This is a genomic window from Streptomyces sp. Y1, from assembly GCF_041053115.1.
Taxonomy (GTDB): domain Bacteria; phylum Actinomycetota; class Actinomycetes; order Streptomycetales; family Streptomycetaceae; genus Kitasatospora; species Kitasatospora rubellomurina.
Map to the genome: position 1 here is coordinate 7422221 of NZ_CP163445.1, position 15590 is coordinate 7437810.

The 15590-nt window shown below is 74.7% G+C and carries 13 protein-coding genes; 6 read left to right on the top strand and 7 right to left on the bottom strand.

Annotated features, from left to right (window positions below; all coding sequences use genetic code 11):
• Positions 1 to 15 precede the first annotated feature (15 nt).
• Both AB2U05_RS32150 and AB2U05_RS32155 read right to left on the bottom strand, forming a co-directional pair.
• Positions 16 to 1632 (bottom strand): FAD-dependent monooxygenase, encoded by a 1617-nt coding sequence (locus AB2U05_RS32150; RefSeq protein WP_369185082.1) that lies wholly within the window; start codon positions 1630 to 1632, stop codon positions 16 to 18.
• A gap of 28 nt (positions 1633 to 1660) precedes the next feature.
• Positions 1661 to 2275 carry a TetR family transcriptional regulator gene (locus AB2U05_RS32155; RefSeq protein WP_369185083.1) on the bottom strand — a complete coding sequence of 205 codons (615 nt, stop codon included), beginning with the start codon at positions 2273 to 2275 and terminating at the stop codon, positions 1661 to 1663.
• 230 nt (positions 2276 to 2505) lie between these two features.
• Here AB2U05_RS32155 and AB2U05_RS32160 point away from each other — a divergent pair, with 230 nt between their 5' ends.
• Positions 2506 to 2904 carry a hypothetical protein gene (locus AB2U05_RS32160; protein WP_369185084.1) on the top strand — a complete coding sequence of 133 codons (399 nt, stop codon included), beginning with the start codon at positions 2506 to 2508 and terminating at the stop codon, positions 2902 to 2904.
• A gap of 76 nt (positions 2905 to 2980) precedes the next feature.
• On the opposite strand, the gene AB2U05_RS32165 is transcribed toward AB2U05_RS32160, so the two are convergent.
• The gene (locus AB2U05_RS32165; RefSeq protein ID WP_369185085.1) at positions 2981 to 4636 is read right to left on the bottom strand and encodes a cytochrome bc complex cytochrome b subunit; all 1656 of its coding nucleotides are present in this window, start codon (positions 4634 to 4636) and stop codon (positions 2981 to 2983) included.
• Positions 4637 to 5011: 375 nt separating this feature from the next.
• Between AB2U05_RS32165 and AB2U05_RS32170 the strand changes: the two genes are divergently transcribed.
• The 4 genes from AB2U05_RS32170 to AB2U05_RS32185 all read left to right on the top strand — a co-directional run bounded on the left by AB2U05_RS32170 (position 5012) and on the right by AB2U05_RS32185 (position 9575).
• A complete protein-coding gene (locus AB2U05_RS32170; RefSeq protein ID WP_045693907.1) occupies positions 5012 to 5332 on the top strand; it encodes a hypothetical protein in 321 nt (106 codons plus the stop codon).
• Between the two features lie 254 nt (positions 5333 to 5586).
• Positions 5587 to 7635, top strand: coding sequence for an iron uptake transporter permease EfeU (gene efeU / locus AB2U05_RS32175; RefSeq protein ID WP_369185086.1), 2049 nt, complete (start codon positions 5587 to 5589; stop codon positions 7633 to 7635).
• Positions 7635 to 8966: an iron uptake transporter deferrochelatase/peroxidase subunit gene (gene efeB, locus AB2U05_RS32180; protein WP_045693909.1), complete on the top strand. Its 1332-nt coding sequence runs from the start codon at positions 7635 to 7637 to the stop codon at positions 8964 to 8966. Before efeU ends, efeB begins: the two co-directional genes overlap by 1 nt.
• A 147-nt stretch (positions 8967 to 9113) precedes the next feature.
• On the top strand, positions 9114 to 9575 hold the full coding sequence (locus AB2U05_RS32185) for a hypothetical protein (RefSeq protein ID WP_369185087.1): 462 nt from the start codon (positions 9114 to 9116) through the stop codon (positions 9573 to 9575).
• A gap of 26 nt (positions 9576 to 9601) precedes the next feature.
• On the opposite strand, the gene AB2U05_RS32190 is transcribed toward AB2U05_RS32185, so the two are convergent.
• Together AB2U05_RS32190 and AB2U05_RS32195 are read right to left on the bottom strand one after the other, a co-directional pair.
• The gene (locus tag AB2U05_RS32190; protein WP_045693910.1) at positions 9602 to 10981 is read right to left on the bottom strand and encodes an ATP-binding protein; all 1380 of its coding nucleotides are present in this window, start codon (positions 10979 to 10981) and stop codon (positions 9602 to 9604) included.
• Positions 10978 to 11658, bottom strand: coding sequence for a response regulator transcription factor (locus AB2U05_RS32195; RefSeq protein ID WP_045693912.1), 681 nt, complete (start codon positions 11656 to 11658; stop codon positions 10978 to 10980). The genes AB2U05_RS32190 and AB2U05_RS32195 overlap by 4 nt, the downstream gene beginning before the upstream one ends.
• A gap of 269 nt (positions 11659 to 11927) precedes the next feature.
• Between AB2U05_RS32195 and AB2U05_RS32200 the strand changes: the two genes are divergently transcribed.
• Positions 11928 to 13406 (top strand): glutamate synthase subunit beta, encoded by a 1479-nt coding sequence (locus AB2U05_RS32200; protein ID WP_369185088.1) that lies wholly within the window; start codon positions 11928 to 11930, stop codon positions 13404 to 13406.
• Between the two features lie 26 nt (positions 13407 to 13432).
• On the opposite strand, the gene AB2U05_RS32205 is transcribed toward AB2U05_RS32200, so the two are convergent.
• Together AB2U05_RS32205 and AB2U05_RS32210 are read right to left on the bottom strand one after the other, a co-directional pair.
• Complete coding sequence (locus AB2U05_RS32205; RefSeq protein ID WP_045693916.1) at positions 13433 to 13999, bottom strand: hypothetical protein; 567 nt, start codon at positions 13997 to 13999, stop codon at positions 13433 to 13435.
• Positions 14000 to 14281: 282 nt separating this feature from the next.
• Positions 14282 to 15541: an MFS transporter gene (locus AB2U05_RS32210; protein WP_369185089.1), complete on the bottom strand. Its 1260-nt coding sequence runs from the start codon at positions 15539 to 15541 to the stop codon at positions 14282 to 14284.
• Positions 15542 to 15590: the final 49 nt, after the last annotated feature.

Genomic DNA, 15590 nt, shown 5'->3' on the forward strand with positions numbered 1-15590 from the left:
CCCGGCGGCGGGCGCTCAGCCCCGGGGCGCGCCGAACCAGGTGCGCAGCGCCCGCTCCAGCCCGTCCGGGTCCGCCGCGCCGGCGTCGCAGGCCCAGGCGACGTACCCGTCCGGGCGCAGCAGCAGGGCGCCGGCGGGCGCCTCGGGGCAGTCCGCCGCGACGGTGTCCACCCGGTCCTTCCAGCCCGCCGCGCGGTCCGCGAGACCGGCGTCGCCGCCCGTCAGGTCGAGCAGCAACGGGCGTGAGCCACGGGCGAGTTCCGCCAGGCGGACGGCCCCCTGGGAGGTCCGGGCGGTGAGGTCCGGGGCGAAGCGCCCGGCCAGCGGGTGGGCGCAGTCGACGGCGTAGCGGACGTCGCCGCCGGCCATCAGCGCGGCGATCCGGCCGAGGTTGTCCGGGTGGGCGAGCAGTTCGCCGAACAGGGCGCGGATCGCGGTGATCCCGGGGCCCGGGGACATCAGCGCCATCTGGGCCTGGGTGTGCATGTACACCCGCGCCCCGATCGGGTGCCGCTCGCGGTGGTAGCTGTCGAGCAGGCCGTCCGGTGCCCAGCCCCGTACGTCGGCGGCCAGCTTCCAGCCGAGGTTGGCGGCGTCCTGGAGGCCGAGGTTGAGGCCGGGCCCGCCGACGGCGGCGTGCGCGTGCGCGGCGTCGCCGACCAGGAGCACGCGGCCCTGCCGGTAGCGGTCGGCGAGCCGGGTGTTGTGGCCGGCCTGCCGGCGCACGCCCTGCGGGAAGGGCGCGGGGGCCGGGGCGAGCGCCAGGTCCGCGCCGGTCACCCGGAGCAGGCTGGCCCGGAGCTCGTCCAGGGTGGGCGGCGCGGCCTCGTCGGCGGCCGGGCGGCCCCACTCCATGGTGGCGAGGATGGTGGCGTCCGGGCTGACCGGGGCGACGACGACCACGCCGTGCTCGGTGCGGGTGTGGGTGAACGGCGCGATCGGCGTCGGGCAGCCGGGCAGCAGGAACGCGCCGGTGTCGGTGGTGCGGACGGTGTCGGGCAGGATCGCGTGGGTGGTCAGGGAGACCGGGTCGGGGGCGGTGACGCCGGGGAAGCCGATCCCGGCGAGCTTGCGGACGGTGCTGCGCCCGCCGTCGGCGCCGACCAGGTAGCGGGCGCGCAGTCGGCGGTCGCCGTCCGGGCCCCGGTACTCGACGGTGACGCCGTCCGGGGTGTCGGTGAAGCCGGTCAGCTCGCAGCCCTGGCGGAGGTCGATGCCGAGCTCGCGGGCGCGCCGTTCGAGCACCGCCTCGATCCGGTGCTGCGGCGCGAGCAGGGTGTAGAGGGCGTTGTCCTCGACCTCCCGCAGGTCGAGCGGGAAGGCGCCGAAGACGAAGCGGGGTACGGGCTGCGGCGTGCCGGTGCCGCCGAGCGGTTCGTACAGGCCGCGCCGGTCGAGCAGCCGGACCACCTGGCCGGCCAGCCCGTTGGCCTTCTGCTCGGTCGAGCGCTCGGTGAGGCGGTCCAGCACCACCGGCCGGACTCCGGCCAGGGCGAGCTCGCAGGCCAGCATCAGGCCGACCGGGCCCGCTCCCGCGATGACGACATCGGTGTCCGGTGCGGAGTCGCGCGCTTCGGAGTCGCGCGCTTCGGAGTCGCGCGCTTCGGAGTCGCGCATTGCGGAGTTGCTCATGTCGAATCCCCCCTCAGGGACGGTGAGTTCATTGCGACGAGGGGTCCGGCAGCCCGGCCGCGACCTGCCGCAGCGCTTCGGTGAGCAGCGGCTGGTACGGCACCACCGGATCGGCGGCGAGGTAGTGGTCGTCGGCGGTCTGGAGCGCGGCCAGCGCCGCCGCGGCGACCAGCTTCGGGTAGAGGTCGCGGGTGGCGTCGGTCCCGGTCCGGGCGGCCACCGCGGCCGCGAGCCCGGAGCGGACCACGACCGCGCCGCGGGTCAGTTCGGCCTGCAGCGACGGCTCGCGCAGCAGCAGCCGTACGGCCGCGGTCCAGTTCGGGTCCGGTTCCTCGGTCGCGCCGTCGAACCGCGCGAGCAGGGCGTGGGTGAGTGCCTCCCACAGCGGCTCCCCGGCCGGGCGGGCGCGCAGTTCCTCCGCGGCCTGCCGGATCCGGTCGTGCTGCCGGGAGACGATCGCCTCGGCCTTGCTGGAGTAGTAGTTGTTGTAGGTGCGCGGCGACACCCCGGCCCTGGCCGCGATGTCCTCCACCCGCACGTTCTCCAGTCCCCGCTCGACGGCCAGGCACAGTGCGGCCCAGCTGATCGCGTCCCGCGTCGCGGCCTTCTTCCGTTCCCGCAGTCCGGGCTGCCCCTTCGTCATGTGCCCACTCTCGCGCGAAAGTTGCGTGTCGCGCAAGTCTGCGTGACACGCAACTTCCGAACTGCCGGTTCGGTCGGATCGCGCCGTCCCCCCGGAGGGTCGGCGAGTCGCCCCGGGACCTGCGCTTGGTCACTGGTAGTAGTTGCCTGGTCGCGCGGCGACCCGCCGCAGGAGCGAGGTCCCGCCCGGCGAACCGGGCGGGACGACCCGACAGCACGTGAGGAGCGGTCATGGCTGGCAGACGGCGTCCGCCGAGAACGCGGGCCCCCCGGCAGGACAGGCCCGCGGGCGTCGGCCGTACGGAGTCCAGGGTCGGGATCGCCCGGCTGGAGGGCCTGCTCGCCTGGGAGGCGGAGATCGCGGCGGCCGAACGCGACGCCCGGGCCTTCGCCGAGCAGTTCCCCTGGCTGCCCGCCGCCGAACGGGAGAACCTGGAGCGGGCCTACGCCGCGGACCGGCTGCGCTACGCCGAGGAGGTCGTCGACCGCGCCGTCGAGCGCTGCCGCCGCCTGGCGGCCCGCTACCGCTCCGAGTGCCGGCGGATCTGCGCCCGCTGGGCGGCGCTCTGCCTGTCCGTCACCCTGGCGGCGGCGCTGTTCGCCGTCGTCCCCGCCGCCCTGCGGGGCTGAGTCCACGAAGAGGCCCGCCGCGCCGGTGACGGCGCAGCGGGCCTCCGTGCTGCCCGGGGGTTCCCCGGGGTGGGGATCAGTGGTGGCCGTGGCCGCTGCTGATCTCCCGGTGCTCCTCGACGGTGGGCTTGGCGATTTGGCTGCCCTCGCCGTAGAAGCCGCGGGAGAGCTTCACCCGGGCGCGGGTCCACACGTTGGTCTTGCGGGCCACCCCGTTCTCGTCCACCGCGGGCGGCAGCTCGGCCGGCTCCGGCTGGTCGTGCGAGGTGAGGGTGTACAGCCGGCCGGGCGGCAGCGGCGCGTGCACCTCGACGAACTCGCCGTGCTGGAGCCGCTGGATGACACCGGACTCCCGGCCGTGCAGCACCTTTTCCTTGTCGCGCCGCTGCAGGCCGAGGCACCAGCGCTTGGTGATCACGAAGACGACCACGGGCACGGCGAAGAAGCCGATCCGCACCGCGTAGGTGATCGCGTTGATCGACAGGTGGAAGTGGGTGGCGAGTAGGTCGTTTCCGCCGCCGGCCAGCAGGATCAGGTAGAGGCTGATCCAGGCCGCGCCGAAGGCGGTGCGCACCGGCGCGTTGCGCGGCCGGTCGGCGATGTGGTGCTCGCCGCGGTCGCCGGTGACCCAGGCCTCCAGGAACGGCCAGCACCAGATGATCAGCAGCACCGTCGGGAAGACCATCAGCGGGATGAACACCCCGAGGTTCAGGGTGTGGCCGCCCCAGACGCTGATCTCCCAGCCGGGCATCACCCGGATCAGGCCCTCGGAGAAGCCCATGTACCAGTCCGGCTGGGCGTCGGTGGACACCTGGTCCGGCCGGTACGGGCCGTACGCCCAGATCGGGTTGACGGTGGCGATCGCCGCCATCGCCGCGACCACGCCGAAGACCAGGAAGAAGAAGCCGCCGGCCTTGGCCATGTAGATCGGCAGCAGCGGCATGCCGACCACGTTCTCGTTGGTCCGGCCGGGCCCGGCGAACTGGGTGTGCTTGTGGTAGAAGACCAGGATCAGGTGCGCCGCGAGCAGGCCGAGCATGACCCCGGGGATCAGCAGGATGTGGACGGTGAACAGCCGCGGGATGATGTCGTGGCCGGGGAACTCGCCGCCGAAGATGAACATCTGCAGGTAGGTGCCGACGATCGGCACGGCGAGCACCGCACCCTCCATGAACCGGATGCCGGTGCCGGAGAGCAGGTCGTCCGGCAGCGAGTAGCCCATGAAGCCGTCGAACATGCCGAGGAACAGCAGCAGCGCGCCGAAGATCCAGTTGATCTCGCGGGGCTTGCGGAACGCGCCGGTGAAGAAGACGCGCATCATGTGCGTCAGCATCGCCGCGATGAAGACGATCGCCGCCCAGTGGTGGATCTGGCGCATCAGCAGGCCGCCGCGCACCTCGAAGCTGATGTTGATCGTGGAGGCGTAGGCCTCCGACATCTGGATGCCCTTGAGCGGCACGTAGGAGCCGTCGTAGACGACCTCGCCCATGCTCGGGTTGAAGAACAGGGTCAGCCAGACGCCGGTGAGGATGATGATGACGAAGGTGTAGAGCGCGACCTCGCCCAGCATGAAGGACCAGTGGTCCGGGAAGATCTTGCGCAGGTTGGCCTTGGCCAGGGAGTAGATGCCCAGCCGCCCGTCCGCCCAGTCGGCGAGGGCCTCGGCCTTGTTGGCGGGCTTGGCGCGGGTGCTGGTGACCGGTCCCGGCCGCGACTGCTGGTCGGTGCTCACGACGGGCTCCCCGGCGTTCGCGGCGTGCCGAGGTGCAGGCCCGCCGGCGGGAACCCAGGCCGGCGAAGTGTTGTGATCATGGGACCTCTCGATACGGGCCTGCCGGTCGCACCGGCGTGCGGATCGGCCTGATCCGCTGGACCCGCTGCTCAGAGTGATGGATCGCTTACTCTGTCATGCTGTCGGCAGGGGGCCGACTGTGCACGTCCATCGGCCCGTCCGGCGGCTCGTGTCGGGCCGGACGGGGGGTCCTGACGCCCGATCGGTCGACCGCCGGACGGCCGAACGGTCCGCGCTGCTGCGCCCGGGTGCCGCTGAACCGTTTCGGCGCGCGCCGCGCCCGCCGGTCGCGCGGCCGGCGCCTACGCTGCGCCAATGGTGGAACACCGTGAACTCTGCGCGTCCGTCACCGAGGCCCTGGCCGGCGCCGGCTTCGACACCGCGCCCGGCGCCTCCCCGCTGCGGATCGGCCCGGGCCCCGAGGGCGTCCTGGTCGACTGGCCGTCGGACGGGGAGGGCGGCGGGCCGCTCTCCGGGGAGGTCCGCGCGGCGGTGAGCGGCGCCGCCGCGGTGGTGCTGCGCGAACGCGGCCACCTGGTCGCCGAGACGGCCGGGGGCGGGCTGCTGGTCACCGCCGCCGAACCGGTGGCCGTCGCGGCCGAGTCGGAGGCCGTCCCCGAGCAGTGGTGGGGCTGACCGGCCCGGGAAGCGGCAGAAGTGCCCGCCGGCGCGCCGTTTTGACGTGCGCACAGGCATCCTCATACCGAACCCTTACCTTTCCGAGGGGTTCAGTTGACCTCGACACCTCTAAGGTTTGCCTAAGCTAAGCCCATGCGCCCCGGACCGTGCGTCCGGGGCGTTCGGCTGTGCCGCCCCGCCCGCCGCCGGCGTCCGGGGCGTCCAGAACAGGTACGACCGGCCCGGGTTTCCCGGGGGGAGGAGCCCGCTGCATGTGGGATGAGGCGTTTCCCAGCTTTCTGATCGGGCTACGCGAGGGCCTGGAAGCCGGACTGATCGTGTCGATCCTCGTCGCCACGCTCGTCCGCTTCGGCCACAAGGCCCGGCTGCCCCAGGTGTGGACGGGCGTCGCGGCGGCCGTCGCACTCAGCCTCAGCTTCGGCGCGGTGCTCACCTTCACCGCCGCCAACCTCTCCGGCCACGCCCAGGAGGCGTTCGGCGGCGTGCTGAGCCTGATCGCGGTCGGCTTCGTCACCGCGATGGTGTTCTGGATGCGCCGCTCGGCACGCACCCTCTCCGCCGAGATCAAGGAGAAGGTCCAGGCCTCGCTGGCGATGGGCGCCGGCGCGCTGGTGCTCACCAGCTTCCTCGCGGTCGCCCGCGAGGGCCTGGAGACCTCCCTCTTCCTGTGGACCAACGTGCGCACCGCCGGGGAGTCCACCGGCCCGCTGATCGGCGCCGCGGTCGGCCTGGTGCTCTCCAGCGGCCTGTGCTGGGGCCTCTACCGCCGCGCGCTGAAGATGAACCTCACCCGGTTCTTCACCATCACCGGCGCTGGCCTGATCGTCGTCGCGGCCGGCGTGCTCGGCTACGGGCTGCGCGACCTGCAGGAGTCCGGACTGGTCGGCGGCGGCAGCACGTACGCCTTCGACCTGAGCGGGCACCTGGACGCCTCCTCCTGGTACGCCACGCTGGTGCAGGGCACCCTCAACCTGACCGTCACCATGACGGTCCTCCAGGTCGTCGGCTACGTCGCCTACCTGTGCGTCGTCATGACGCTCTTCATCGAGGGCGTCCGGGGCGGTCAGCCCGCCCCGGCCAAGGCGGCCGAGGCCAAGGCCGCCGGCGCCGACGCGGAGAAGGCCGCCGCGCCCGCGCGCTCCGGCCGGCCGCGCTGGGTGCTGCCCGCCGCGCTGATCGCCGTCCCCGCCGTGGTGGCCGGCACCGTGATCGCGGTCAGCGACGGCAAGCAGGACAGCTCCTCCACCGTCGCCGTCTCCGAGGACGAGTGCGGCAGCGGCTTCAAGGCCCCGCTGCCCGGCCAGCAGGTGTTCCAGATGCACAACACCGGGGACAAGGTCTCCGAGGTGTACCTGGTCAACCCGGGCACCGGAGCCGTCTACGGCGAGATCGAGGGCCTGGCCCCCGGCACCACCCGGGCGCTCACCGCCACCATCGGCTCCGGCGACTACGCCTGGCGCTGCGTGCCCACCGGCGGAAAGGCCGTCACCTCCTCCGCCGTGCACGTCGCCGGCGGCGTCGAGGTCAAGGCCGTCAAGCCGGTCGCCGAGGACGACCTCAAGGCCCCGCTCGACGCCTACAAGGACTACGTCAACAAGGGCCTCGCCACCCTGGTGACCGAGACCGCGAAGCTGCAGGCCGACGTCCACGCCGGCGACCTCGCCACCGCGAAGGCGGACTGGCTCACCGCCCACCTGCAGTACGCCTCGCTCGGCGCCGCCTACGGCACCTTCGCCGACCTCGACGGCAAGATCAACGGGCGCCCGGACGGCCTCGCCGACAAGGCCAAGGACAAGGACTTCACCGGCTTCCTGCGCCTGGAGTACGGCCTCTGGCACGGCCAGTCCGTCGACGAGCTGACCCCCGTCGCCGACCAGCTCACCGGCGACGTCACCAAGCTGCAGCAGGACTTCCCCGGGCAGCAGTTCGACCCGGGCGACCTGCCGCTGCGCGCCCACGAGATCCTGGAGAACACCCTCCAGTTCGAGCTCACCGGCGACACCGACCAGGGCAGCGGCACCAACCTGGCCACCACCCAGGCCAACCTGGCCGGCACCCAGGAACTGCTGACCGTCCTCAAGCCGCTGCTCGACGAGCGCGACCCGCAGGTGCTGGTGCGCGCCGACGCCGGGATGAAGCGGGTCGGCGACCTCGTCGCCGCCGCCCACAAGGCCGAGGGCTGGACCCCGCTCGACCAGCTCCCCGCCGACACCCGCCGGCAGCTCAACGGCGCCACCGGGCAGCTGCTCGAAGACCTCTCGCCCATCCCCGCCCTGCTCGAGATCCGGAAGGCCGCCTGATGACCGACCACACCGCAGCCGCCGGAGGCTCCTGCCCGTTCCCGCACGCCGCCGCGCCGGTCGAGGCCGCCGAGGCGGGCGGCTGCCCGGCCGGACCGGCCCGGCGCAGCTTCGTGCGCGCCGCGCTCGGCGCGGGCGCCGGGGCCGCCGTGATAGCCGGCGGGACGTCCCTCGCGCTCGGCGCTGCCCCGGCCGCCGCCGGGGACGGCAAGGAGGCCAAGAGCGGGGCCGTACCGTTCCACGGCGACCACCAGGCCGGCATCACCACCCCGCAGCAGGGCTACGCGGCCTTCGTCTCCTGCCAGGTCATCGCCCCGGACCGCAAGGGCCTGGAGGACCTCCTCAAGACCCTGACCGAGCGGATCCGCTTCCTCACCGCCGGCGGCACCCCGCCCGACCTCGGCGTCGGCGCCCCGCCCTCCGACAGCGGCATCCTCGGCCCGACCGTGACCACCGACAACCTGACCGTCACGGTCGGGGTCGGCGCCTCGCTCTTCGACGACCGCTACGGGCTGGCCAAGGCCAAGCCGGCCAAGCTGACGCCGATGAAGACCTTCCCCAACGACAACCTGCAGGCCGCCGAACTGCACGGCGACCTCTCCCTGCAGATCTGCGCCGACCAGCAGGACACCGTCCTGCACGCGCTGCGCGACATCACCCGGCACACCCGCGGCGCGATGCAGATCCTCTGGCGGATCGACGGCTTCCAGAACCGGTCCCGCCCGGACGGCAGCCAGCGCAACCTGCTCGGCTTCAAGGACGGAATCGTCAACCCCGACACCAAGTCGGCCCGGGAGATGGACCGGCTGATCTGGGTCACCGACGGCATGGGCGAACCCGCCTGGGCCACCGGCGGCAGCTACCAGGTGATCCGGATCATCCGGATGCTGATCGAGTTCTGGGACCGCGTCACCCTCGCCGAGCAGGAGAAGATGTTCGGCCGCCGCCGCGACACCGGCGCCCCGCTGGACGGCCACCTGGAGACCGACGCGCCGGACTACGGCAAGGACCCGGACGGCAAGGCGATCCCGCTCAAGGCGCACATCCGGCTCGCCAACCCGCGCACCGCCGACACCGACAACTCCCGCATCCTGCGCCGCGGTTACAACTACGACCGGGGCATCGACAAGGCCGGAAACCTCGACATGGGCCTGGCGTTCTGCTGCTACCAGCAGGACGTGGCGCGGCAGTTCGAGGCCACCCAGACCCGGCTCGTCGACGAGCCGCTGGTCGACTACATCTCGCCGACCGGCGGCGGGTACTTCTTCGTCCTGCCGGGCGTGAAGGACAACGCCGACTGGCTCGGCCGAGGACTGCTCGCCGCCGTCTGACGGCCGACCGCGCGCACGGGCCCCGGCGATTCCCCGCCGGGGCCTGTGCGCGTTCCTCCGTCGGCCGTCCGGCGTCATCGGCCGACTTCCGGTGCGGCGTCCGCGCGGCAGCCGCGGAGCGCCACCGAGGGCTCGCAGACTGGGCGCATGATTCGACTCCGAACCGCCGCCCCGGCGGTCCTCGTCCTGTCCCTGTCCCTCGTCGGCCTGCCCGCCGCCGCCCCGGCCCCGGCCGCCGAACCGCCGCGCGCGGCGCAGAGCCAGCGCAGCCTCACCCCGGCCGAGCAGCAGGTCGACAGCTTCTTCTCCCAGTACCGCGGCGACATCCTGGACGGCGACCTCCAGGGCGCCCGTGCGGTCCGTCAGCGGTACCTGACCGCCCACCTGAACGCCGTGCTCGACGCGTGGGCGCGGGCGCACGACGCCGACCCGGTGTTCCGGGCCCAGAACGTGCCGACCGGCTGGAGCCTCGCCCAGGGCGACAGCGGCGCCGGCCACACCCGGGTGAACCTCACCGAGCGGTGGGGCGACGGCTCCACCACCGAGGTCGTGTACGAGCTGCGGCTGGCCACCCTGGTGATCGACGACCTGCAGGACGCGCCCGCGTAGCCGCGGCGCTTCGGCCCCGCCCGTCGTCAGGGAGCGCCGAGGGTGAAGCCGATCACGGCGCCGCCGCCCTCGCGGTTGGCGGCGAAGGCGGCGCCGCCGTGGGAGCGGGCGACCTCGTGGACGATGGCCAGGCCGAGGCCGGAACCGGGCAGGCTGCGGGCGGCCGTCGCGCGGTAGAAGCGGTCGAAGACCCGGTCGAGGTCGGCCGCGTCGATGCCCGGGCCGCGGTCGCGGACCTCGACCCGGGTGCCGCGCACCACCACCTCGATCGGGGCCGTGCCGCCCGGGTCGAACTTGGCGGCGTTGTCGAGCAGGTTGCCGACCGCGCGGGCCAGCGCCTCCGGCCGGGCGGTGACGACGGTGTCGTCCGCGTCCACCACGACCTGACGGCCGGTGCGTCGGCGGGTCTGCGCGGCGGCCGTCCGGACGAGCTCGGCCAGCGCGACCTCGGCGGGCAGCTCGTCCGCCCGGTGGTCCGCGGCGAGCGCCACCAGCTCCTCCACCAGCTGGGTCAACTCCCGTGCCTCGTGGGCCAGATCGGCCATCAGGGCGGCGCGCTCGGCGGGCGGCAGGCGGTCCAGGCTGGGCAGCACCGCGAGGTTGGTGCGCAGGCTGGTCAGCGGGGTGCGCAGCTCGTGCCCGGCGTCCTGGACGAGCCGGCGCTGGTTCTCCTTGGCCGTCGCCAGCCGGACCAGCATCCGGTCGAAGGCGCGGCCGAGCCGGCCCACCTCGTCCGTCCCGGCGGCCGGCACCGGGACGTCCAGCCGGCCGCTGGCGGCGACCAGTTCGGCCGCCTCGGTGAGCCGGACCAGCCGACCGGTGATCCGGCCCGCGACCAGCCGGCCGGCCGCGCCCGCCACCACCACGACGACCGCCACCACGGCCACCATCTCGTGCCGCAGCATCTCCAACAGCTCCTCGACGTCGTCGAGTTGCTGCACCACCTGGACGGCGCCGCGGCCGCCGCCGAGCGAGACCACGCCCACCCGGCAGGTGGTGCCGCGGACGTGGCGCAGGCCCGTCGCCGTGCGGGCCGGGGCGGCGGCGCGGGCGAGCTCGCGGTCGTCCGGGGTGGTCGGCAGGTCGAGGCTGGAGGTGCCCGGGAGGACGGCCCCGTTCGAGTCGAGGGCCTGGGCCGTCACCCGGACCGGGTGCAGCAGCTGCTCGCTGAGCCCGCTCGGGCCGTTGAAGTCCCCCGGGAACAGCTGCTCGCCCGCGACCTGGCCGCTCACCGCGCGCATGGCCGAGGTGAAGTCGTCCCGCTCGTCGTCCCGGATCAGGCCGGCCGCGGCGTGGTAGCCGAGCGTGCCGATCAGCACCGCGACCAGGGCGGCCATCGTGGCGAAGACGAGTGCGACGGTGGTGCGCAGGCCGGGGCGGGGCAGCCGGCGGCGCGGGCCGGTCACGGCTCGCGCAGCGTGTAGCCGACGCCGCGGACGGTGTGGATCAGCGGGGACAGGCCGGGCAGGTCGAGCTTGCGGCGCAGGTAGCCGATGAACACCGCGAGGTTCTTCGAGCCGGGGCCGAAGTCGTACCCCCAGATCCGCTCGTACAGGGTGGCCTGGTCGAGCACCGCGCCGGCGTGCCGGGCCAGCAGCTCCAGCAGGTCGAACTCGGTGCGGGAAAGCTCCAGCTCGCGCCCGGCCCGCCAGGCCCGGCGGGCGGGCGGCTCGATGCGCAGGTCGGCGACGGTCAGTACGTCCTCGGTCCGCTCCGGCGGGTGGCGGCGCAGCAGGGCGCGCAGGCGGGCGAACAGCTCGTCCACGTCGAAGGGCTTGACCAGGTAGTCGTCGGCCCCGGCGTCGAGCCCGGCGATCCGGTCCGGGACCTCGACGCGGGCGGTCAGCATCAGGACGGGGGTGCGGTCGCCGGCGGCGCGCAGCCGGCGGCAGACCTCCAGGCCGTCCGGCGCGGGCATCATCACGTCCAGGATCAGCACGTCCGGGCGCTGCTCGGCGAGGGCGGCGAGGGTGCGGGCGCCGTCCGGGGCGGTGCGCACCACGTAGCCCTCCAGGGTGAGGGCGCGGGTGAGCGAGTCGCGGATGGCCCGGTCGTCCTCGGCGATCAGCACGGTGTGGCTCATGGGGAGTGATTCTCCCCGGGGCGGTGGCGGCGGTGTCGGGCGGGGCGGCAGCTGGGGCCCGGCGGGCGAGGGCGGGCTCGGGGGGCGCGGGCTCGGGGGCGCGGGCCGGGCCGGGCCGGGCCCGCGGGCGGTGGTTCGTGGCCCCGGTCCGGGGCCGGCGGGCGCCCCGCCTTTTGCGTCCTGCCGTGGGGGCGTACGGTGGCTTCACGGTGGCGCGCCCGCCGGGTGCGCGCCGGGGAGAACGTCGGCACGCCCCGCCGGAGGCCGCGATGGCAGACCGGATGGCCTTCCTCACCACCCCGCGCAGCGAGCGGGAGCGGCGGGACGCGCGGGAGCGGCTGGGGGACCGGCGGGAGGTGTACCGGCCCGGGGAGCCGCTGCCGCTGGTGGGCGGACAGGCCGGCCGGTGCATGGACTGCGGACTGCCGTTCTGCCACAGCGCCTGCCCGCTGGGGAACCTGGTGCCGGAGTGGAACCGGCTGGCCGCGGACGGGGACTGGCACGCGGCGGCGGACCGGCTGCTGGCGACGAACAACTTCCCGGAGTTCACCGGGCGGCTCTGCCCGGCGCCGTGCGAGAGCGCGTGCGTGCTGGCCATCGACGGGGCCGCGGTGGCGATCAAGAACGTGGAGCTGGCGATCGCCGACCGGGCCTGGGAGCAGGGCTGGGACCGGCCGCAGCCGGCCGACCGGTGCTCGCGGACGGGCGGTGGCCGGCGGGTCGCGGTGGTCGGCTCGGGCCCGGCCGGACTGGCCGCCGCCCAGCAGCTGACCCGGGCCGGGCACGCCGTCACGGTGTACGAGCGGGAGGACCGGGCGGGCGGCCTGCTGCGCTACGGCATCCCGCCGTTCCGACTGGAGAAGCACCGGCTGGACCGGCGACTGGGCCAACTGCGGGACGAGGGAACGGAGTTCCGTACCGGGGTGCGGGTCGGGCGGGACGTCCCCGGCGAGGAGCTGCGGGCCGGGTACGACGCGGTGGTGGTCGCGGTCGGGGCGGCGGCCCGCCGGGAGCTGCCGGTGCCGGGGCGCGCGCTGCCCGGGGTGCACCAGGCGATGGACTACCTGACCTGGGCGAACCGGGTCGACGAGGGCGACCGCCCGGTCTCGCCGCTGTCCGCCGAGGGGCGGGACGTGGTGATCGTCGGCGGCGGGGACACCGCGGCCGACTGCCTGGGGACGGCGCTGCGCGAGCGCGCGGCGACCGTCGTCCAGCTGGACATCAACCCGCGCCCGCCGGGCCGCCGGGCGCCCGGGCAGCCCTGGCCCGTCCACCCGAAGGTCTACCGGGAGACCACCTCGCACGAGGAGTCGGGAGCGGCGGAGGCCGGCCCCCGGGTGTTCGCGGCGACCACGCTCGGCTTCGAGCCGGGCCCGGACGGCCGGCTGGCCGCCGTCCGCTTCGCCGAGGCCGATCCGGCCGACCGAAGCCCCCGGCCGGGCACCGAGCGGTGCGTGCCGGCCCAGCTGGCGCTGCTCGCGCTCGGCTTCACCGGGCCGGAGCCGGACGGGCTGTTCCCCCAACTGGGGCTCGCCCTCGGCCCGGACGGCGCCCTGGAGCGGGACGACGGCTTCGCTTCCGGCGTGCCGGGCGTGTTCGTGGCCGGGGACGCCGGGCGCGGGCAGTCGCTGGTCGTCTGGGCGATCGCCGAGGGCCGGGCGGCGGCCGCGGCGGTGGACCGGTACCTGCGCGGGTGGACGGAGCTGCCCGCGCCGATCGGTGCGTCGGCGCGGGCGCTCAGCCTGTGAGCCGCTCTCCCCGAGCGGGGCCTTGCTCAGCCGAGGCCGAGGACGGACAGCGCGGTGGTCCAGTCGGTGGCGATGGCGTTCTGGGCGGGCGCCAGGTCCACCTGGTGGTTGCAGACGGCCCGGTAGAGCTTGTACTCCACGGTGTCCTTGTCGGTGGAGGACTGGCTGGCCGAACCGGTCGCGTAGCGGGGCTCCGGCCAGAGGTTGCGCGGGTCGGTCGGGTTGCCGCCGAGCGACAGCGGGATGAAGTGGTCCTCCTCGTAGTCCGCCGTGTTGGTGTCGGCGTAGCCGTACTGGGCGATCTGCTGGACCTTCAGCCGGTTGGTGTACGTGGTGGACGGGCGGATCGAGGTGCTGTAGCCGGAGACGCAGATGGTGTCGTCGATGGTGTCCTGCGTGACGTCGGGGTTGAGCGCGCCCGGGGTGCAGGCCGGGTCGGGCAGCGGGAGGTAGGCCTGCGAACAGGTCGCGGCGAGCGCGGTGCGGGCCGTGTGCGCGGCGGGGGCGGCCTGGGCGGCGCCGGTGGTGGCGACGGCGGCGGCCGTCAGCGCGACGGTGACCAGGACGGGGGCGATGCGGTGGGGGCGACGCATGGTGTGGGGGCTCCTAGGCGCGGCCCGGGCTCGGTGCGCCGGGCGATGTGTCCATGGCACCACCGGAGGGGTCTATGCGGGTAGACCGTGGACGGTTAACGATTGACGAAGGGTCAGTCAAGGAATCGGAGGCAAGTCTTCGCTTGACGTGGCCGCGGCGAGTGGGCTCGCGCGGGTGCGGGTGCGGGTGCGGGTGCGGGTGCGGGTGCGGGTGCGGGCGTCGGGCGTCGGGCGTTGGGCGTCGGGCGAGGGGCGACGGGGTCTTCGGGGGCTTCGGGGGGCTCATGGGGTGGCGGGCGCGGCCGGTTCCCCGTGCGCCCGGGCGTCGTAGCGCCAGAGCGAGGGCAGCGCGGCGGAGAGCACGGCGGAGCTGCCGAGGCAGAGCAGGCCGCCGGTGCGCAGTGCGGCCCGGATGCCCTGGCGGGCGGCCAGTCCGCCCGCCCGCAGATCCCCGAGGGCGGGCCCGGCGGAACCGATCAGCATCTCCAACCCGGCCGCGCGGCCCCGCAGTTCGTCCGGGATGGACTGGTTCCAGATGGCGCTGCGGAAGGTGTCGCCGGCCCAGTTGGCGGCGCCGGCCACGGCCAGGCAGAGCAGCACGGCCCACAGGCCCGGGGCGAGCGCGGCCCCGGCGGTGGCCGCCCCGACCACGGCCGCGGCGAGCAGCACCAGCCGGCCGTGCCGGTGCACCCGGTCCGTCCAGCCGCCGGTCGCGGCCGCCAGCAGGCTGCCCGCGGCGGCCGCCGAGTAGAGCAGGCCCAGTGCCCACACCGCGTCCAACTCCTCGGCCAGGAACGGGAACAGTGCGGTGGGCAGGGCGAAGACGGTGGCCGCGAGATCGGCCAGGTAGGTGCCGAGGAGGTCCGGCCGGCCGGCTGCGTACCGGGCGCCGTCGACGAACTCGCGCAGCACCGGCGCCTCGGCGTCGCGCTCGGACGGGACGGGCCGGACCCGGGCGAGCAGGGCGATCGAGACCAGGAAGGTGGCGAGGTCGACCAGGTACGCGGCCCGGACGCCCGCGCCGGCGATCAGCAGCCCGGCGGCGGCCGGCCCGGCCACGCCCGCGATGCTCCAGCGCAGCGACAGCAGCGAGCCGGCCGCGACCAGCTGCTCGTGCGGCACCAGCCGGGGCACCATCGCCTCGACCGAGGGTTGCTGGACGCCCTGCAGGGCCGCCGCCACCCCGGCGGCGACGTACAGCGGCCAGACGGCCGGCGCACCGAGCAGCGCGTTGGCGAGCAGCAGGGCGGTGAGCGCGGCGAGCGCGATCTCGGTGGCCAGGGCGACGGTGCGGCGATCGGCGCGGTCGGCGAGCACGCCGCCGTACAGGCCGAACACGATCGCGGGCAGGAGTTCGACCGCGCCCACCGCGCCCACGGCGAGCGGCGAGTCGGTGAGGTGGGCGATCTGCAGTGGGATCGCGGTCATGGTGAAGATCGAGCCGAGCAGGGTGACCGTGCCGGAGGTCCAGGTCAGTCGGAAGTCCCGGGAGGACCGCCAGGGCGCGGTGTTCGGCAGCAGTCGGGACAGGGTCGAGGTCATGCGGGGGTGGGTCCCTTCGTGGCCGTCGACGGCGCGACGACCTTCCTTA